The sequence below is a fragment of the Nocardia sp. JW2 genome (assembly GCF_051843015.1).
Classification (GTDB): Bacteria; Actinomycetota; Actinomycetes; order Mycobacteriales; family Mycobacteriaceae; genus Nocardia; species Nocardia coubleae.
This window is the reverse complement of sequence record NZ_JBPXLK010000018.1, coordinates 91,394-108,273: the sequence shown is the minus strand read 5'-3', so window position 1 is coordinate 108,273 and position 16,880 is coordinate 91,394. Positions and strand designations below refer to the sequence as shown.

General features: G+C 70.7%; 19 protein-coding genes. 17 read left to right on the top strand and 2 right to left on the bottom strand.

Translation table 11 applies throughout. From position 1 onward, the window contains the following. The first annotated feature begins 14 nt into the window (after positions 1–14). Genes ACSVDM_RS22785 through ACSVDM_RS22775 form a run of 3 tightly spaced genes read left to right on the top strand, consistent with a single transcriptional unit; the run spans position 15 to position 1,854 of the window. Complete coding sequence (locus ACSVDM_RS22785) at positions 15–194, top strand: hypothetical protein (RefSeq protein WP_067489744.1); 180 nt, start codon at positions 15–17, stop codon at positions 192–194. Continuing rightward, positions 191–685, top strand: a complete 495-nt coding sequence (locus ACSVDM_RS22780) for a hypothetical protein (RefSeq protein WP_439267674.1) — start codon at positions 191–193, stop codon at positions 683–685. Before ACSVDM_RS22785 ends, ACSVDM_RS22780 begins: the two co-directional genes overlap by 4 nt. After that, the gene (locus ACSVDM_RS22775; RefSeq protein WP_439267672.1) at positions 685–1,854 is read left to right on the top strand and encodes a zinc-dependent alcohol dehydrogenase; all 1,170 of its coding nucleotides are present in this window, start codon (positions 685–687) and stop codon (positions 1,852–1,854) included. The genes ACSVDM_RS22780 and ACSVDM_RS22775 overlap by 1 nt, the downstream gene beginning before the upstream one ends. Before the next feature lie 3 nt (positions 1,855–1,857). Here ACSVDM_RS22775 and ACSVDM_RS22770 read toward each other — a convergent pair whose 3' ends face one another. Beyond that, a complete protein-coding gene (locus tag ACSVDM_RS22770) occupies positions 1,858–2,940 on the bottom strand; it encodes an NAD-dependent epimerase/dehydratase family protein (RefSeq protein WP_439267670.1) in 1,083 nt (360 codons plus the stop codon). Positions 2,941–3,077: 137 nt separating this feature from the next. Here ACSVDM_RS22770 and rfaE2 point away from each other — a divergent pair, with 137 nt between their 5' ends. Then, the gene (gene rfaE2, locus ACSVDM_RS22765) at positions 3,078–4,562 is read left to right on the top strand and encodes a D-glycero-beta-D-manno-heptose 1-phosphate adenylyltransferase (protein ID WP_439267668.1); all 1,485 of its coding nucleotides are present in this window, start codon (positions 3,078–3,080) and stop codon (positions 4,560–4,562) included. Positions 4,563–4,613: 51 nt separating this feature from the next. On the opposite strand, the gene ACSVDM_RS22760 is transcribed toward rfaE2, so the two are convergent. After that, the gene (locus tag ACSVDM_RS22760; protein ID WP_439267666.1) at positions 4,614–5,774 is read right to left on the bottom strand and encodes a glycosyltransferase family 9 protein; all 1,161 of its coding nucleotides are present in this window, start codon (positions 5,772–5,774) and stop codon (positions 4,614–4,616) included. Between the two features lie 204 nt (positions 5,775–5,978). On the opposite strand from ACSVDM_RS22760, the gene ACSVDM_RS22755 reads away from it, so the two are divergent. From ACSVDM_RS22755 to ACSVDM_RS22695, 13 genes are all read left to right on the top strand, one after another. Beyond that, positions 5,979–7,187 carry a glycosyltransferase gene (locus ACSVDM_RS22755; RefSeq protein ID WP_439267664.1) on the top strand — a complete coding sequence of 403 codons (1,209 nt, stop codon included), beginning with the start codon at positions 5,979–5,981 and terminating at the stop codon, positions 7,185–7,187. A 19-nt stretch (positions 7,188–7,206) separates the two neighbouring features. Beyond that, a complete protein-coding gene (locus ACSVDM_RS22750) occupies positions 7,207–7,914 on the top strand; it encodes an SDR family oxidoreductase (protein WP_439267715.1) in 708 nt (235 codons plus the stop codon). Next, positions 7,911–8,888 (top strand): glycosyltransferase, encoded by a 978-nt coding sequence (locus ACSVDM_RS22745; RefSeq protein ID WP_439267713.1) that lies wholly within the window; start codon positions 7,911–7,913, stop codon positions 8,886–8,888. Before ACSVDM_RS22750 ends, ACSVDM_RS22745 begins: the two co-directional genes overlap by 4 nt. Then, positions 8,885–9,901 carry a glycosyltransferase family 9 protein gene (locus ACSVDM_RS22740; RefSeq protein WP_439267662.1) on the top strand — a complete coding sequence of 339 codons (1,017 nt, stop codon included), beginning with the start codon at positions 8,885–8,887 and terminating at the stop codon, positions 9,899–9,901. Before ACSVDM_RS22745 ends, ACSVDM_RS22740 begins: the two co-directional genes overlap by 4 nt. Then, a complete protein-coding gene (locus ACSVDM_RS22735; protein ID WP_439267660.1) occupies positions 9,898–10,512 on the top strand; it encodes a D-glycero-alpha-D-manno-heptose-1,7-bisphosphate 7-phosphatase in 615 nt (204 codons plus the stop codon). The genes ACSVDM_RS22740 and ACSVDM_RS22735 overlap by 4 nt, the downstream gene beginning before the upstream one ends. After that, a complete protein-coding gene (locus tag ACSVDM_RS22730) occupies positions 10,509–11,120 on the top strand; it encodes a D-sedoheptulose-7-phosphate isomerase (RefSeq protein ID WP_439267658.1) in 612 nt (203 codons plus the stop codon). The genes ACSVDM_RS22735 and ACSVDM_RS22730 overlap by 4 nt, the downstream gene beginning before the upstream one ends. Further along, positions 11,117–12,082, top strand: a complete 966-nt coding sequence (locus ACSVDM_RS22725) for a PfkB family carbohydrate kinase (RefSeq protein WP_067638589.1) — start codon at positions 11,117–11,119, stop codon at positions 12,080–12,082. The genes ACSVDM_RS22730 and ACSVDM_RS22725 overlap by 4 nt, the downstream gene beginning before the upstream one ends. Positions 12,083–12,194: 112 nt before the next feature. Next, positions 12,195–12,656 carry a DUF4383 domain-containing protein gene (locus ACSVDM_RS22720; protein ID WP_067638591.1) on the top strand — a complete coding sequence of 154 codons (462 nt, stop codon included), beginning with the start codon at positions 12,195–12,197 and terminating at the stop codon, positions 12,654–12,656. Next, positions 12,653–13,366, top strand: coding sequence for a phosphodiesterase (locus ACSVDM_RS22715; protein ID WP_439267655.1), 714 nt, complete (start codon positions 12,653–12,655; stop codon positions 13,364–13,366). Before ACSVDM_RS22720 ends, ACSVDM_RS22715 begins: the two co-directional genes overlap by 4 nt. A gap of 38 nt (positions 13,367–13,404) precedes the next feature. Beyond that, on the top strand, positions 13,405–14,736 hold the full coding sequence (locus tag ACSVDM_RS22710) for an aldehyde dehydrogenase family protein (RefSeq protein WP_439267653.1): 1,332 nt from the start codon (positions 13,405–13,407) through the stop codon (positions 14,734–14,736). Further along, the gene (locus tag ACSVDM_RS22705; protein ID WP_067638597.1) at positions 14,718–15,272 is read left to right on the top strand and encodes a type 1 glutamine amidotransferase domain-containing protein; all 555 of its coding nucleotides are present in this window, start codon (positions 14,718–14,720) and stop codon (positions 15,270–15,272) included. The genes ACSVDM_RS22710 and ACSVDM_RS22705 overlap by 19 nt, the downstream gene beginning before the upstream one ends. Positions 15,273–15,346: 74 nt before the next feature. Next, a complete protein-coding gene (locus ACSVDM_RS22700; RefSeq protein ID WP_439267650.1) occupies positions 15,347–16,099 on the top strand; it encodes a GAF and ANTAR domain-containing protein in 753 nt (250 codons plus the stop codon). Continuing rightward, the gene (locus tag ACSVDM_RS22695; protein ID WP_439267648.1) at positions 16,096–16,875 is read left to right on the top strand and encodes a GAF and ANTAR domain-containing protein; all 780 of its coding nucleotides are present in this window, start codon (positions 16,096–16,098) and stop codon (positions 16,873–16,875) included. The genes ACSVDM_RS22700 and ACSVDM_RS22695 overlap by 4 nt, the downstream gene beginning before the upstream one ends. Positions 16,876–16,880 lie beyond the last annotated feature (5 nt).

Genomic DNA, 16,880 nt, shown 5'->3' with positions numbered 1-16,880 from the left:
CACAAGGAGGCACGATGGTCATCGAACGAGGCAACACCAAGCACGGTCCGGCCCACGACGAGGAACTCGCGCACGAGCTGGACGGCACTATCAAGGGCAACCGGTCGAGCCGGGCCGAGGAGTGGCACGATCCGGAGCCACCCGCCGACGACGACCCGGAAACCGGCATCCGCCCCGACACCCGAAACCGGTGACCTGGGTCGAGGACCGGATCGGGCAGCTGCTGTACAAGGTCGCGCCAACGGCGGGGGCCAGCGTGCACGCGGTGACGATCGGGCGCCCCCGCGCGGACGTCGAACAGTTCTGGCTCGATCCGGCGAACCTGTCCGCGGCGCTGGACGGTATCGCCCAGGTGGAATCGACCGCCCCGGACCGGTTGACGTGGTCGTTCGTCGAAAACACCGCCGCCGCCGCGCAGTGGGTGAGCCGCACCGTGCGCGCCCCCGGCGAGATCCGCTTCGTCGGCGGCCGCGACCCGGCCGGCCGGTCCCAGATCCGGCTGACCTTCGCCGACGCCCCGGGCGATCTGGGTACGGAGGTGACGATCCGGGTCACCAGCCCGCTGCCCGAACAGCTCACCGGGCATGCCGCGTTCACCGCCCTCTACCGGGCGCGCGCGATCCTGCAGACCGGGGAGGCACCGACCCTGACCCACAATCCGAGCGGACGCGAGCAGGAGGACTGATGCGAGCACTGTGCTGGAACGGCGTGAACGATCTGGCCGTGGAGACGGTGCCCGATCCCCGCCTGGTCAACCCGCACGACGTGATCGTCGCGGTCCGGTTGAGCACCACCTGCGGTTCGGATCTGCATTTCATCGACGGCTACCTGCCCGGTATGCGCGAAGGTGACGTGATCGGACACGAATTCATGGGCGAGGTACTCGAGGTCGGCGGCGCGGTGGAGCGGATCGCCGTCGGTGACCGAGTGGTCGTGCCGTCGTTCATCGGGTGCGGCGCGTGCTGGTACTGCGGGGCGCAACGGTATTCGGCCTGTGACACCACCAACCCGAATGCCGCGGTGCAACAACCGATCCTGGGTTTCCCGTCCGGCGGGATCTACGGCTACACCCATCCCTTCGGCGGCTATCAGGGCTCGCACGCCGAGTACATCCGGGTACCTTTCGGCGATGTGAACTGTTTCCCGATTCCGGAGTCGATCACCGACGAGCAGGCCCTGTTCTGTTCCGACGCGCTGCCGACCGGGCTGATGGGCGCCGACTTCTGCGACATCTCCCCCGGCGACACCGTCGCGATCTGGGGCAGCGGCGGCGTCGGTTTGATGGCCGCCCACACCAGCCGCCTGCTCGGCGCGGGCCGGGTCATCGTGATCGACCGCGTCCCCGAACGCCTCGAGCTGGCGCGCCGGCACGCGGGCGCCGACACCATCGACTACACCAGTGTCGACAGCGTGCCCGCGACCCTGCGCGAGATGACCGGCGGGCGCGGGCCCGACGCCTGCATCGACGCGGTCGGAATGGAAGCGCACGGCACCGGCGTGCAGCACCTCTACGACCGGGCCAAACAGTTGCTGCGACTGGAAACCGACCGGGCCACCGCCTTGCGCGAGGCGATCATGTCGTGCCGCAAGACCGGGGTGGTGTCGGTGCTCGGTGTGTACGGCGTGACCGACAAATTCCCGATGGGTGTGCTCACCAACAAGGGGCTTACCCTGCGCACCGCCCAGCAGTCCGGTCAGCGCGACGTCTCACGCATGTTCGAGTTCATCACCAGCGGTCAGCTCGACCCGTCGTATCTGATCACCCATGATCTGCCGCTGTCGGACGCGGTCGCCGGCTACGACATCTTCAAGAACGACAAGAGCGAATGCGTGCGCGCGGTCTTCCGGCCGTGACGTTCAGCGGTGGGCGTGGCGGGTGAGCTGGTCGACCGGGTCGTGGCCGCCGACGCCGGAGGCGAACTCGCGGTAGCGCAACGTGCCACCGGCGTCGGCGGCCAGCGGTGGGGTGTCACCGCCCGCGCCGTCGCCGAATCCGTGCAGCACCTCGGTGAGCGCGTCGGCGGCGCTGATCCTCGGTGTCCAGCCGAGTTCGGTACGGGCGCGGGTGGTGTCGAGCAGCGGTAGATGCATCATCGCGTCGAACAGTTCCGGAGTGGCCGGGACCAGCCGCAACCACCAGCCCACCGTGAGCGCGACTTTCACCGCGCGGGGCGGGACGGGAAACGTCCTGGTGCGCAGGACGCGGGTGATGGCGTCGCGGTCGATGACGTCGTCGGCGGCCAGATTGAACGCACCGCGCACCTGTTTCGTCACCGCCAGCGCGTAGGCGCGTCCCACATCGCTGCTGTGCAACGCCTGGAACCGCATCCCCCACGGATACGGCAGCACGGGCAGCACCCCGGGCCGGATCAACCGGTTGGGCAGCAGCGGTCCGGCGAACAGGCGGCGTTGTTCGCTGGCCGAGTCGTACTGGAAGGTGAACGCCGGACGCATCCGCACCACCCGGAGGTCGGGGTTGTCGCGTTCGAAGATGTCGAGAAGCCGCTCCACATAGGACTTCTCGGCCATATAGGCGGCGGCGGGCCAGCCTTCGGTCGGCCAGCTCTCGGTGACGGGTTCGTCGTCCTCGCGCGGTGCGTACGCTCCGACCGAGGACGCGTAGATCAGCGCGGGTACCTCCGCCTCGGCGACAGCGGCCAGCACCCGTTCGGTGCCGTCGACATTGGTGTGCCAGGTGTCGAGCGGCCGGTGCGTCGGCTGGAACACCCAGGCCAGGTGCACCACCGCGTCGGCGCCACGGAACAACGAGACCAGATCGGCGTCGCGCAGGTCGGCGCCGACCCAGTCGACCCCGGCGAGCCCACGGTCGGGTTTGCGCCGCGCCACTCCCAGCACCGACGTCACCGCCGGTGTGGTGGTCAGTGCGTCGACCACCGCCGTGCCGACATTGCCTGTCGCTCCCGTCACGACCACACGCATCGCACACCTCCTCGGCTCGGTTCGCACCCTCGCCATACCCGCGCCGGTGCCGCCGACACCGATCCGCCCGGATCTGTTTGACCCGCCGCGCAGGTGGAATCGCTTCGACGACGACCACCGCCCGAGGGAGGACGCCCATGCCGTTCGACCAGACCGATCCAGGCTTTCGCGGACCAGGCCCCGAATCCGTCGATCACGTCGCCGCGCGCCGCCCGCGTGTCGTCGTCCTGGGTGATGCCGTGCTCGACGTGTGGAAATGGGGACGCTGCCACCGGCTGTGCCGGGAGGGCCCGGTGCCGGTGGTCGATGTCGCCGAGACCGCTAAAGTGCCTGGGGCGGCGGCGAATACAGCGGCCAATCTCGCCGCGCTCGGCGCGCAGGTGCAGATGGTCGCCACGGTCGGCGACGACGACGCCGGCCACGACCTTCGCGACGCATTGCGCCGCGCGGGAGTGGGGACCGACACCGTGGTCGCCGATCCGGCCCGGCCCACCGAGGTGAAGGTGCGGGTGATGGCCGACGAGCAGATCCTGCTGCGCTACGACGAGGACTGTGCCCCGGCGCCCACCGACACCACCGCCCTGCTCGCCGCGCTCGACACCGCCCTCACCGATGCCGACGCGCTGCTGATCTGCGATTACGGCGTCACCCTCGACGACACGATCCGCGACGCCCTGTGCGCGCGCCGCGACAGCCTCCCGCTGCTGGTTCTCGACGCGCACGCACCGGCCCGCTGGCAGGCGCTGCGGCCCGACCTGGTGACACCCAACGCCGAGGAGGCCGCGGCCCTGCTCGACACGACGGCGCACACCGACCACGCCCAACTGTTCATCGACCACCGCGACGAACTGATGGCCCGCACCGGAGCGGCCGCGGTGGTGGTCACCCTCGACAAGGACGGCACCGTCCTGCTGGTGGACGGCAAGCCCGCGCACCGGACCTGGGCGGTGGCGGTGCCGGAGAACCGGTCGGCCGGTGCCGGTGACACCTTCGTCGCCGCCCTCACCGCCGCGGTGCTCGACGCGATGCCGCTGACCGGGGCGGTCGAATTCGCCCAAGCGGCGGCCGATGTGGTGTTGCGCAGCCCCGGTACCTCGGTGTGCCGGTGTCCCGATCTGCGTGCCCGCCTCGGCGGCGAGGGCTCCGGGGTCCTCTCGCGCGACCAGTTCATCGCGACCGTGCGCCGCGAGCGCGCCGAGGGCGCCCGGGTGGTGTTCACCAACGGCTGCTTCGACGTGCTGCACGCCGGTCACATCGCCTGCCTCAACGAGGCCAAGAGCCTGGGCGACATCCTGGTGGTCGCCGTGAACTCCGACAGCAGTGTGCGCCGCCTCAAGGGCCCCGAGCGGCCCGTGAACACCGCGGGTGACCGGTGCGCGGTGCTGGCCGCCCTGAGCTGTGTGGACCATGTGACCGTCTTCGACGAGGACACCCCCGCCGAGCTGCTGCGCGCCACCGAGCCCCAGCTGTATGTCAAAGGCGGCGACTACAGCCCCGACATGCTGCCCGAGACCCCGGTCGTCACCGGATACGGCGGCCAGGTCCGGGTCCTGAACTACCTCGCCGACCACTCCACGACGACGATGATCGACCGCATCCGCGGCCGCGTGGGCGAACGATGAGCGACGCCGACGCCGGTACGGATCCACACCCGGCGCGCGGTACACCTGGAGTCATCGACGACGGTCCCCGACCGTGGCGTCGAGGCCTACGGTGTCGTGCCACCGCGGTTCCGGCCGCAGTGCGGTGACAACGCCTGCGGGGCCGAGGAATTCGTCGATCTCACGGCACACCTCCTCGACGGTGACCGAGGCGACGATCGAGTTGTCGTGTTCGCAGCGTGGGGCGCCCTCGTCGGTGAGGGTGGCACCGCAGAGCTGGCAGCGCGTGGTCCACGCGGTCAGCACCCGGTCGTTGGCGCGGTTGAGTGGTCCGGCGTTGACGAGGTTGCCGATCCAGAAGATCCCGACCGTCGGGATGCCGAGCGCTTTGGCCAGATGCCGTGGCCCGCTGTCGTTGCCGACGAAAACCGTTGTCCGCGTGAGCAGCCCACACAGCTCGGTCATGTCGGCATCGACGAGGCAGTGCACGTGGCGGGTGTCGCAGCCGCCGACCCGGTCCAGGATTTCGCGCAGCAGCGGACGGTCGTCGTGGGTGCCGATCACATGAACGGTGGCCCCGCCGCGCACACAATGCTCGATGACCTCCGCGAATTTGCGTACGGGCCACCGCCTTCGGGGATCGGTCGCCGAGGGGTGAACCGTGACAACGGGGCCCGTCGCCTGCCCGACGAGCCGTTCGGCGGCGGCCTCGTCGTCGGGGGTGACGCTGATCCTCGGTTCGAGAGTGACCGGTGCGGCCCCGGCCAACCCGACCACCTCGAGCGCACGGATCATCTCGTGCTGGTAGTACCGGAACGGGGTGGTCCTGGTCAGTTCGATGGCGCCGTCGGCGCGCGAACCGACCGTCCACCGAGCTCCCGTGCGGCGCAGGAACCGGTTCGACCAGGCACCGCCGCCGTGCAGCTGAACCCCCAGATCGACCCGCTCCCTTGCGGTTTCGGAGAGCAGCGCGCCCTCGGCGGGTGAGTCCTGCGGTGGGAGCACCCGCACGTCGTGCACCGGCCCCGGCCGTGAGCGCAGCAGCGCGGCATGCAGGGCCGAACCGAACAGGGTGATCCGCGCCGACGGGTAGGTCGCGGCCAGCGCCTCGATCGCGGGCAGGGCGAGCAACACGTCGCCCAGACCACCACCGCGCAACACCACGATGCGTTCGACATCCGGGAGCGGCCGCGAGATGGGCCCGAGAACACTGTCGCCGGACGCGGTCGTCATCTCGGCACTCCTTACCCGATTTTCTGTGGTGGCGGTGATCGGCACCGGCCGCAGTACCCCACCGGCGCGCACCGAAACAGTCGGGCGAAACCGGCACGCCGCTGTTTGACCCACTTCTCCCCGGGCATAGCGCCCAGCGAGAACCGGTCACCCCGCAAGCGGTGCGTTCCCCGGCCGCCGCTCGCCCGACGAACGGAGTCCGCGTTGAAGATCGCCATGGTTTCCGAACACGCGAGTCCGCTGGCGCCGCTCGGCGGCACCGATGCCGGGGGTCAGAACGTCCACGTCGCCGCCCTCTCGGCCACCCTCGCCCAGCGCGGGCACGAGGTGATCGTCTACACCAGACACGACGGAACCCACTGCGAACGCACGATCCACACCGACGACGGCTACCGCGTCGTGCACGTCCCCGCCGGTCCGCCGCGCCCCATCCCCAAGGACGAAATCCTCCCTCACCTGGGTGAATTCGCCGCGTTTCTGCGCGACGACTGGGCCCGCGAGCACCCCGACGTGGTACACGCGCACTTCTGGATGTCGGGCATGGCCGCCGAGCTGGCCGCCCACGGCACCGGTATCCCCGGCCTGGTCACCTTCCACGCGCTCGGCACCGTCAAACACCGGTACCAGGGCCGCGCCGACACCAGCCCACCCGCGCGTATCCGCATCGAACGTCTCGTCGCGTCGCGGTCGGCGCGGGTCATCGCCACCTGTTCCGACGAGGTCGGCGAACTCACCAAGATGGGTGTGCCACCGCATCACGTGTCGGTGGTTCCGTGCGGTGTGGACCTCGACCTGTTCACCCCCGACGGCCCGGTCGCCGAACGCGGCGCACCGCACCGCATCCTGTCGGTCGGGCGGATGGTGCCACGCAAAGGCTACGACCTGGCCATCGCCGCACTGCGCGAGTTACCCGACACCGAACTGGTCATCGCGGGCGGCGCCGACGACAAGGGCAAAACCCACGCCGAGGCGCGACGACTGCGCGGTTGTGCGCACCGCATCGGCGTCGGCGACCGGGTGCACCTGCTCGGGTCGGTCGAACACACCGCCATGCCGGAATTGATCCGCTCCGCCGATGTCGTGGCCTGCACACCGTGGTACGAGCCGTTCGGCATCGTGCCGCTCGAGGCGATGGGCTGCGCGCGGCCCGTGGTCGCCACCGCTGTCGGCGGCATGCTCGACACCGTCGTCGACGGTGTCACCGGCGCCCTGGTGGCACCGAACTCCCCCGAGGCCCTGGCCGCCGCGATCCGCCCGCTGCTCGACAACCCGCACCTGGCCGCCTCCCGAGGCGCGGCCGGGCGACGTCGAGCCGAGAACTCCTACTCCTGGGAGCGGGTCGGTACCCGAACCCTCACCGCCTACCGCAAAGTATGCGCGCGCCGCGTCGACCGGGCCGCGATGTCGGCATGACCCCGCTGAAAGGAGTTCCATCCTCGTGAACCCGTCAACACGCCCGCTCGGCACCGTCCTCGTCACCGGCGGATCCTCAGGTCTCGGCGCCGCGACCGTCGCCGCGATCCGCGCCGCGGGCGGCACACCCGTGGTACTCGACCGCAACGCCCCCGCCGACGGAATCGACTGGGAGCAAACAGATCTCGCCGACACCGCCGCCGCGACCGCCGCCGTCGAACGGGTACTCGACCGCACCGGTGGTCACCTCGACGCGGTGTTCACCGCCGCGGGCACCGACGCCTGCGGCCCGCTCGACAGCGTGTCGGCGCAGAAGTGGGAAAACGTGATCAAGGTGAATCTGTTCGGCACCGCCGCCGTCGTCCGCGCGGCACTGCCCGCCCTGCGCGCGAGCAAGGGCACCGTCGTCACCTGCGCCTCCACCCTCGGCATGCGCGCGCTGCCCGACGCCACCGCCTACTGCGCGTCGAAATTCGGCGTCGTCGGCTTCACCCGCGCCCTGGCCGCCGAGACCGCGGGCGAGGTCGGCGTGACCCTGCTGGTGCCCGGCGGCATGGACACCGCGTTCTTCGACGACCGGACCCCGCAGTACCAGCCACCGGCCGACGCGAAACTCAACCGGCCCGAAGACGTCGCCGCCGCGGTCGTTTTCGCGCTCTCCCAACCACCGGGCTGTCAGGTGCGCGAACTGATGGTGTGCCCGTCGACGGAGCCGTCGTGGCCATGACGACGATCCTCGCCTGGCATGTGCACGGGTCCTGGATGAGTTCGTTCGTCCAGGGACCCCACCGCTACCTGATCCCGCACGACCCACGCTGGGGCGGGTGGGCGCTCGGCCGGTGCGGGCGACCGTGGCCGGCAGGCGCCGAGGAGATCGCCCCCGAGGCGCTCGCCGACGAACACGTGGATGTCGTTGTAGCCCAACGCCCCCGCGAACTGGAACTGGCCCAACGCTGGCTCGGCCGCACCCCCGGTGTCGACGTCCCCCTGATCTACGTCGAACACAACACCCCGTCCGGGCACGCCGCGACCACCCGGCACCCCATGGCCGACCGCGACGACCTCACCCTGGTCCACGTCACCGAGTTCAACCGGTTGATGTGGGACAACGGGCACACCAGGGTGCGCGTCATCCCCCACGGCGTCCTCGATCCAGGCCCCCTCTACACCGGCGAACTCGAGCGGGCCGCCACCATCGTCAACGAACCGGTGCGCCGCTGGCGCGTGACCGGCACCGATCTGCTCGCCGAACTCTCCGATACCACCCCGATCGATGTGTTCGGGATGGAAACCGACCACGTCCACACCGCCGTCGACCGGCCGAAAGAGCGTGTGTGCGGGCACGGCGACCTGCGCCAGGACCACCTGCACGCCGAAGTCGCGCGCCGCCGCGTGTTCGTGCACACCCCGCGCTGGACCTCGCTGGGCCTGTCGGTGCTCGAGGCCATGCATATCGGGATGCCGGTCGTCGCCGTCGCCACCACCGAGGCGGCGGCCGCGGTCCCGCCCGAGGCCGGAGTGGTGTCCACCGATGTGTCGGTTCTGGGCCGAGCACTGCAGCGGTTCGTGGCCGAACCCGATCTGGCCCAGCTCGCCGGCAAAGCCGCACGGCAGTGGGCGCAGACCAATTTCGGCATCGACCAGTTCGTCGAACGCTGGAACGACCTGCTCGCCGACACCGTGGAGGGTGGGCGGCGATGAGGCATGTGCTGGTGGCCCGGCTCGACAGCGCGGGCGACGTGCTGCTCACCGGGCCCGCCGTCCGGGCGGTCGCGGCGGGGTCCGACAAGGTCACCTTCCTCGCCGGGCCACGCGGTGCGGCAGCGGCCCGCCTACTGCCAGGGGTGGACGAAGTCGTCGAATTCCACGCCGGGTGGGTCGATTTCGACGCGCCACCGGTCACCCAGAACGCCATCGACGCGCTGCTCGACACCCTGCGCGCCGTCGCACCGACCGAGGCCGTCATCTTCACCTCGTTCCACCAGTCACCCCTGCCGTTGGCGCTGGTGCTGCGCATGGCCGGGGTCGGTCGTATCGCGGGCATCAGCGTCGACTACCCAGGATCACTGCTCGATCTGCGCGACACCCGCGACGAGGACCGGCCCGAACAGATCCGCAATCTGGCCCTGGCCGAAGCCGCCGGGTTCCCCGGTGATTCCGATCGGCTCCGGATCCGCGAGGACCTGCTGCCCGATGTCGGTACCCGTACCGGCGGACCCGGCTACATCGTCGTCCATCCCGGCGCCGCCGTACCGGCCCGCCGCCCGGCACCGGAACGGATGAGAACCCATGTGGCAGCCCTGGTCCGGGCCGGGTACCGGGTACTGGTCACCGGTGGTGTCGACGAGCACACCGCCTTCGTCGCCGACGGGCTGGCCACCGACCTCGGCGGCCGCACCGACCTCGCCACGCTGGCGGCGATACTGCGCGACGCCGATGTCGTCGTCGCCCCCAACACCGGGCCCGCCCACCTGGCCGTCGCGGTCGGCACACCCGTGGTCTCGCTGTTCGCACCGGTCGTCCCGGCCGCGCGGTGGGCGCCCTACGGTGTGCCGGTCGTGGTGCTCGGCCGGTCCGCGGCGTGCGAGGGCACCAGAGCCCGCACCTGCCCGGTACCGGGACACCCGTGCCTCGACACCATCACCTCCGCGGAGATCGTCGACGCGGTGGACACACTGTGCGCCCGACCCGCCGACACGAGGCGGCCCGCATGAACATTCGGTCACTGCCCACCACCCGAACGAACGGATCCGGCCCACACGGTCGATCGCGTTCCGCCGCTCCCGCAGCGGTGCTCTTCGACCGCGATGCGACGCTCATCGAGGACGTCCCCTACCTCGGCGACCCGGCACTGGTGCGTCCCGTGCCCGGTGCCGCCGACGCATTGGCCCGGCTGCGCGCCGAAGGGATCCCGATCGGTGTGGTGAGCAACCAGTCCGGCATCGCCCGTGGCCTCATCACCCACGCCCAGGCCCGTGCGGTCAACGCCGCCGTCGAACAGCTACTCGGCCCGTTCGGCACCTGGCAGATCTGCCCGCACGGTCCCGACGACGGCTGCGCATGCCGCAAACCCGCCCCGGGCATGGTCTTTCGCGCCACCGAAGAGCTCGGCGTCGCGCCCGCCGACTGTGTCCTGATCGGTGACATCGGCGCCGATATCGAGGCCGCTCAGGCCGCCGGATGCGCCGCGATCCTGGTGCCCACCCCCATCACCCGGCGTGCGGAGATCGACCACGCGCGCGCCACCGCCCTCGTCGCCCAGGACCTGCCGACCGCCGTCGCCCTCGCCATGACGGGCGCCGCACGAAAGGAACTCGCGCCATGAACAATCCACCCGGCACCCGCCACCTGGTCGCCGCGACCGGTGCGAACCTCGAACACCACTTCGGTGCGCTCGGCGCCGCCCTGGAACGCAACCGGACCGCCTCGATCCGCCGCATCTGGTCCTGGGGCGAACAACTCGCCGACATCTACCAACGCAACGGCCGACTGTTCACCTGCGGAAACGGTGGCAGCGCCGCCGAAGCCCAGCACCTCAGCGCCGAACTCACCGGCCGGTTCCGCACCGAACGCCAGCCGTTGGCCGCGATCGCCCTGCACTGCGACACCTCCGCGACCACCGCCATCGTCAACGACTACGGCATCGAGGAGATGTTCGCCCGCCAGCTGCGCGCCCACGGCCGCCCCGGCGACGCCCTCGTCGTGCTCTCCACCAGCGGCAGCAGCCCCAACGTCGTCGCCACCGCCAAAGCCGCCCACGAAATGGGCATCACCACCTGGGCGCTGACCGGCCCACCACCGAACACCCTCGCCTCGGTCTGCGACGACGCGATCGCCGTCGAAGCCGACAGCGTCGCCACCGTGCAGGAAATGCACCTCGTGCTCGTCCACGCCCTGTGCACCGCCCTCGATGCCGCATTGGAGGCACTGTGACCGCCCATCCAGGACCGATCGTCGTGCTCGGTGACGTCTTCCTCGACATCGACGTCGACGGTCACTGCGAACGCTACAGCCAGGACGACGCCCCGATCGTCGACGTCACCACCACCCGCTACCGCCCCGGCGGGGCAGGTCTGGCCGCCCGCCTCGCCGCGGGCGACGCCGACGAGGTCGTCCTCGTCGGCGGTTTCGCCAACGACCACGCCGGACACCAGTTGCGCGCCCTGCTCGAACCGTACGTGCAGGTCATCGGTGTGCCGTTGCACGGTTCGACGGTGTGCAAGCAGCGGGTGCGCGCCGACGGGCGCTGCACCGACGGTGAGGATCCCGTGGTGATCGCCCGCTGCGATTCGGGCACCGGCAAGGTGGCACCGGGGCCGATCCCCACCGATATCGACAGCGTCCTGGCCCGCGCCTCGGGTGTGCTGGTGTCCGACTACGGCCGCGGCATGACCTCGCACCCGCAGATCCGTGGTCTGCTGCGCACCCTCGCCCCACGCATCCCGGTGGTGTGGGACCCGCACCCACTGGGCTCGCTACCGATTCCCGACACCGCCATCGTCACCCCCAACCGCAGCGAGGCATTGCGGTTGCTCGATTCGGCCTCCTCGATCCGCGACACGAGCACCCTGGCCCGCCTGTGGTCGGCGCGCGCGGTCGCGGTCACCCTCGGGGCCGAGGGCGCCTATCTGTGCGGTGCGGAATTCCCGGCCGGGATGCGTATCCAGGTACCACCGGGGCGCCGTGCCCCCGAGGGCGTCGATATCTGCGGGGCCGGTGACCGATTCGCCGCGGCCGTCACCGTGGTGCTGGCCGAAGGCGAGTCGACCGAACCCGCGGTCCGCCACGCCGTGAGCGCGGCCGCCGAATTCGTGTGCAACGGTGCGGCCTCCTCGCTCGCCGAGCCCGAACCGGCCGTGACCGACGCGATGGCAGAGGTGGTCGGGTGGCGGTGATCCTGCCACCGCGCGCGACCGAACGCGGGTTTACCACCCAGCTCAGCGGGCATGCGCCCGTCGTCCAGGCAAGCGGGCCGGGCACACCCGGCCCATCCGAAAGGAGCACGCCGTGTCCACACGTGTAGGCAGAACGGGTTCGGCCCGCTCACCGATCCAGCTGGCCTCGCTGGCCGTCGGCGCGGTCTTCCTGCTGGTCGGTGTCCTCGGATTCATCCCCGGCATCACCACCGACTACGACCACCTGCAGTGGGCAGGACACGAATCGCACGCGAAGCTGTTCGGCGTGTTCGCCGTGTCGGTGCTGCACAACATCGTGCACCTCGTCTTCGGCATCCTCGGCCTGCTCGCCGCCGCGAGCGCCGCGACAGCGCGAACGTTCCTGATCGGCGGCGGTGTCGTCTACCTGGTCCTGTGGCTCTACGGATTGCTGGTCGACGAGCACAGCGACGCCAACTTCGTCCCGCTCAACGACGCCGACAACTGGCTGCACCTGGGCCTCGGGCTCGGCATGATCGCCCTGGGCGCCCTGCTGCCCCGCACCGTCGCGACCACCGTGGACCGCCGCCGATGATCGACAAAGCGACCCTCACCGACATCCCGAACACCGTGGTACGCACCGCTTTCCAGGCCGGCGCCAAGGTCAGGCACGCGCGGGTGTTCCATCCGCGCGGCCTGCGCCTGGCCGGACGCTTCCACGCCGCCGCCGACTTCGTGCCCTGGTTCGGGCCGGGCGAACGCGCCGTCATCGGCAGACTGTCCAAAGGCATCGGCACCCCGACCGGCATCCCCGACGTACTCGGCCTGGCCTTCCGTGTCCTCGACCGCGACGACCACCCCTGGGACTTCGCCCTCGCCACCACCGGACGCGGCACACTCGGCCGGTTCGTCATCACCGCCGCACGTGGCTGGGACCGCGCCTGCTTCGGTTCGCTGATGCCCTACCGCTTCGGCGACGACTCACCGGTCTGGTTGTTCGCCGAACCCCTCGACGACCTGCCCGGCACCGCCTCCCTGCAAGCACTGCGCGACCACCTCGACAACGATCACCTCCTGCGGTTCTCCCTCACCGCCGAACCCCTCGGCGGAGAACCGATCCCCGTCGGCGAACTCGACCTGCGCCGCGCCGAACCCGGCGAATACCGCACCGACTTCTTCGACCCGATCCTCAACCGCCCGGCCGGTGTCGCCCTGGTCCCGCACGCGCTCGACCGGTTCCGCGAAAGCGCCTACACCGGAAGCAGGCGCGGCCGGACAGACGAAACCGACCATCCCCCAACATGATTCCTGTTTCCCCGCCGCCTACCGGGTATGCCGACCACATGACCACAACCACCGCACCCCCCACCACCTCCCCCGAGGAGATCGCCGACGCGGTGCGCTGCGCGCGCGCCGCCCAACTCGGCTGGGCAAGCGTCCCACCCGCCGACCGCGCCGGGATGCTCCGCGCCGCCGCGGCGGCCGTGCGTGCCAACGCCGACGACCTCGCCACCACTCTCGAATCCGAAACCGGGCGCCCCGCCGCCTCCGGACGCGAGGGAGTCCTCGCGGGTGCGTCCACCCTCGACCAGTACGCCGAACTGGGCCCCCTGCATCGCGGCAAATCGCTGCAGGGCTCCCCCGAGGCCACCGACTTCATGATCCCGGAGCCACGCGGTGTGGTCGTCGCTCTCACCCCGTGGAACGACCCGGTCGCCATCGCCTGCGGGCTGCTCGGCGCCGCCGTCGTCACCGGAAACACGGTGCTGCACAAGCCGAGCGAACGTTGTCCGCGCACCGGTGAACTCCTCGGACAGATCATGTCGCCCCACTTCCCCGACGCGGTCCTCGCCACCGTCACCGGCGGTGGCGACATCGGCGCCCTGCTCGCGTCCTCCCCCGAGGTCGACGTGATCGCGCATGTCGGCAGCAGTGAGACAGGGCAGCGCATCGCCGCCGCGGCCGCCCGCACCGGCGCCAAGGTGCTGCTCGAGAACGGCGGCAACGACCCACTGCTCATCGACGCCGACGTCGACCCCGAATGGGCCGCCGAACAGGCCGCGCTCGGCGCGTTCGCCAACGCGGGCCAGATCTGCACCTCGGTCGAACGCATCTACGTCCACACCGCCGTCGCCCCCCGCTTCCTCGCGGCACTGTGCGCCCGCGCCGCCGCATGGAACGAACACCCGCAACCACTCGTCGACGCCCGCCAACGGGCCCACGTCCACGATCACGTCGCCGACGCCGTCGACCACGGCGCCCGCGTCCTCGTCGGCGGCCACATCCCCGACGGGCCCGGCGCGACCTACCCGGCCACCGTCCTCACCGACTGCCTGCCCCAGATGCGGGTGCTGCGCGAGGAAACCTTCGGCCCGGTCGCCCCGGTCCGGGTGGTCCCCGACTTCGACACCGGGCTCGACGAAGCCGCCACCGGTGAATACGGCCTCGCCGCCACCGTCCTGACAGGTTCCATGGACCACGCCCAAAGGGCCTGGCGCACTCTGCCTGTCGCGACCGTGAAGATCAACGCCGTCTTCGGTGGCGCCCCCGGCGGAGCCGCCCAACCCCGCGGCCGTTCCGGCAACGGCTTCGGCTACGGCCCCGAACTGCTCGACGAAATGACCACCGTGAAAGTCGTCCACGTGAGGAGTGCACCATGCCCCAGCAGCCACTGACCGGTAAGCGCGTCGCCATCCTGGCCACCGACGGCGTCGAACAGGTCGAACTCGTGCAACCCCGCGCCGCCGTCGAAGACGCGGGCGCGACCACCACCCTGCTCTCCCTGGAATCGGGCAGCATCCAGGCCATGAACCACGACGTGGAGAAGGGCGACACCTTCACCGTGGACCAGGTCGTCAGCCAGGCCAGCCCCGACGACTACGACGCCCTCATCCTGCCCGGCGGCACCACCAACCCCGACAAACTCCGCCAGGACTCCTCGGCCGTCGGCTTCGTGAAACAGTTCGCCGCGACCGGCAAACCGATCGGCGTCATCTGCCACGGCCCCTGGACCCTCGTCGAGGCCGACGCGGTGCGCGGCCGCACCCTCACCGGCTACCCCAGTGTGCGCACCGACATCCGCAACGCGGGCGGCACCGTCGTCGACGAGGAGGTCGTCACCGACAACGGGCTCGTCTCCAGCCGCAACCCCGACGATCTGCCCGCCTTCTGCGCCAAGATCGTCGAGGAATTCGCCGAAGGCCGACACTGACCCAGGCCGCCGGGCCGATCCCCACCCGACCGGTCACCGCGCGGTAGCGTGGACATCGGAGATCGGAGGGCTCGGTGGAGGACGCGTTCCGGGACCGGCCCGGAGAATCACCCGATCGGCGACCCGCCGGCGGCGAAGGTTCGCTGTTCGGCGGCATCGGTGCGCTCTGCACCGCCGCGGTCCGGCTCACCGGCGTCGACGGGGCCGCCGTCGCCCTGCTCAGCCACACCTCCCAAGCGCGAGAACTCGTCTACGCCACCGATGCCACCGCCCAGCACCTCGACGAACTCCAATTCGTCGTCGGCGAGGGTCCCTGCATCGACACCTACCGCGGCGGCGAACGCCAGCTGTGGCCGGACCTGACCGCCACCCCGGCGACCACCCGCTGGCCCGTGTTCACCACCGAGCTCCTCTCGCTCGGCGTGCGGGCCCTGTTCGCCTTCCCGGTCCCGAGCGACGGCACCACCCTCGGCGTGCTGGAACTGTATCGGGCGAACAGCGGCCGCCTCACCGCCGCCGAACAGGAATCGGGCATCGCGTGCGCGGCCGCCATCGGCCACATGCTCGGCACCGATCTGGACCGGCTCGCGAACACCGATCCCCTCGCGGTCGACCCCGCGGGAGAGGAATTCTCGCGCGCGGTGATCTTCAACGCCGCGGGCATGGTCGCGGTGCAACTGGCGGTTTCGGCGGACGAAGCCCTGGCCCGGCTGCGTGCGTACTGTTATGCCAACGGCCGCTCGATCAGCGCGGTCGCCGCCGATATCGTGGCTCGCAGACTGTCGCTGCGCGACGAGCGTGACTCCAGTGAAGGGCAGGGACGATGAACACCGCGCAGACCCGCCTCGCCGTCGCGGATCTGACCGCGACACTGGCCACCGACTTCGACGTACCCGCCCTCCTGCACGCCGTCGCCGAACACGCCTGCCAGTGCTTCGAGGCTGTCTCGGCCGCAGTGATCCTGCTCGACAACCGCACCCACGGCAGCGGCATCCAGATCGTGGCCGAAGCATCCCGTGAAGACACCGTCGCCGACCCGCGCCTGCACATCAGCGGCCCAGGTCTGGCAAGCGCACGCGACGGTGCCGTCGCCATCATCACCGATATCGACCAGCCCGACGAAGGCGCCCGCTGGCCCGACTACCGTCACCGCGCCCGCGCGGCCGGTATGCGATCGGTGCGCGCGTTCCCCGTCAAAGCCATGACCGTGCCGCTCGGCTCGGTCGTCGTCCACGCCGACGAACCGTGGGGCAATGAGCGTCCCAACGACTTCGGGCAGATCCTGGCCGACCTCACCGCGATCGCCCTGTCCATGGGAACCGAACACGGCCGGGTGAGCACCACCGCCGACACAGTCGCAGCGGTCCTCGACGGCACCAGCGTCATCGCCACCGCTGTCGGTATCCTCGCCGAATACTTCGACCTCGACCTCGATGCCGCCCGCGCCCGGCTCCGCAAACTCGCCCGCGCGCACCAGAGCACCCCCACCGCACAGGCGGCGGCCATCGTCGACGCCCAGAACACCAACCCCACCGACCCGGGCGCCGTGCCTGCCCTGCACATCCCCGACGAACCCGTAGCACCCCCACACATCGACCGATAAGTCCC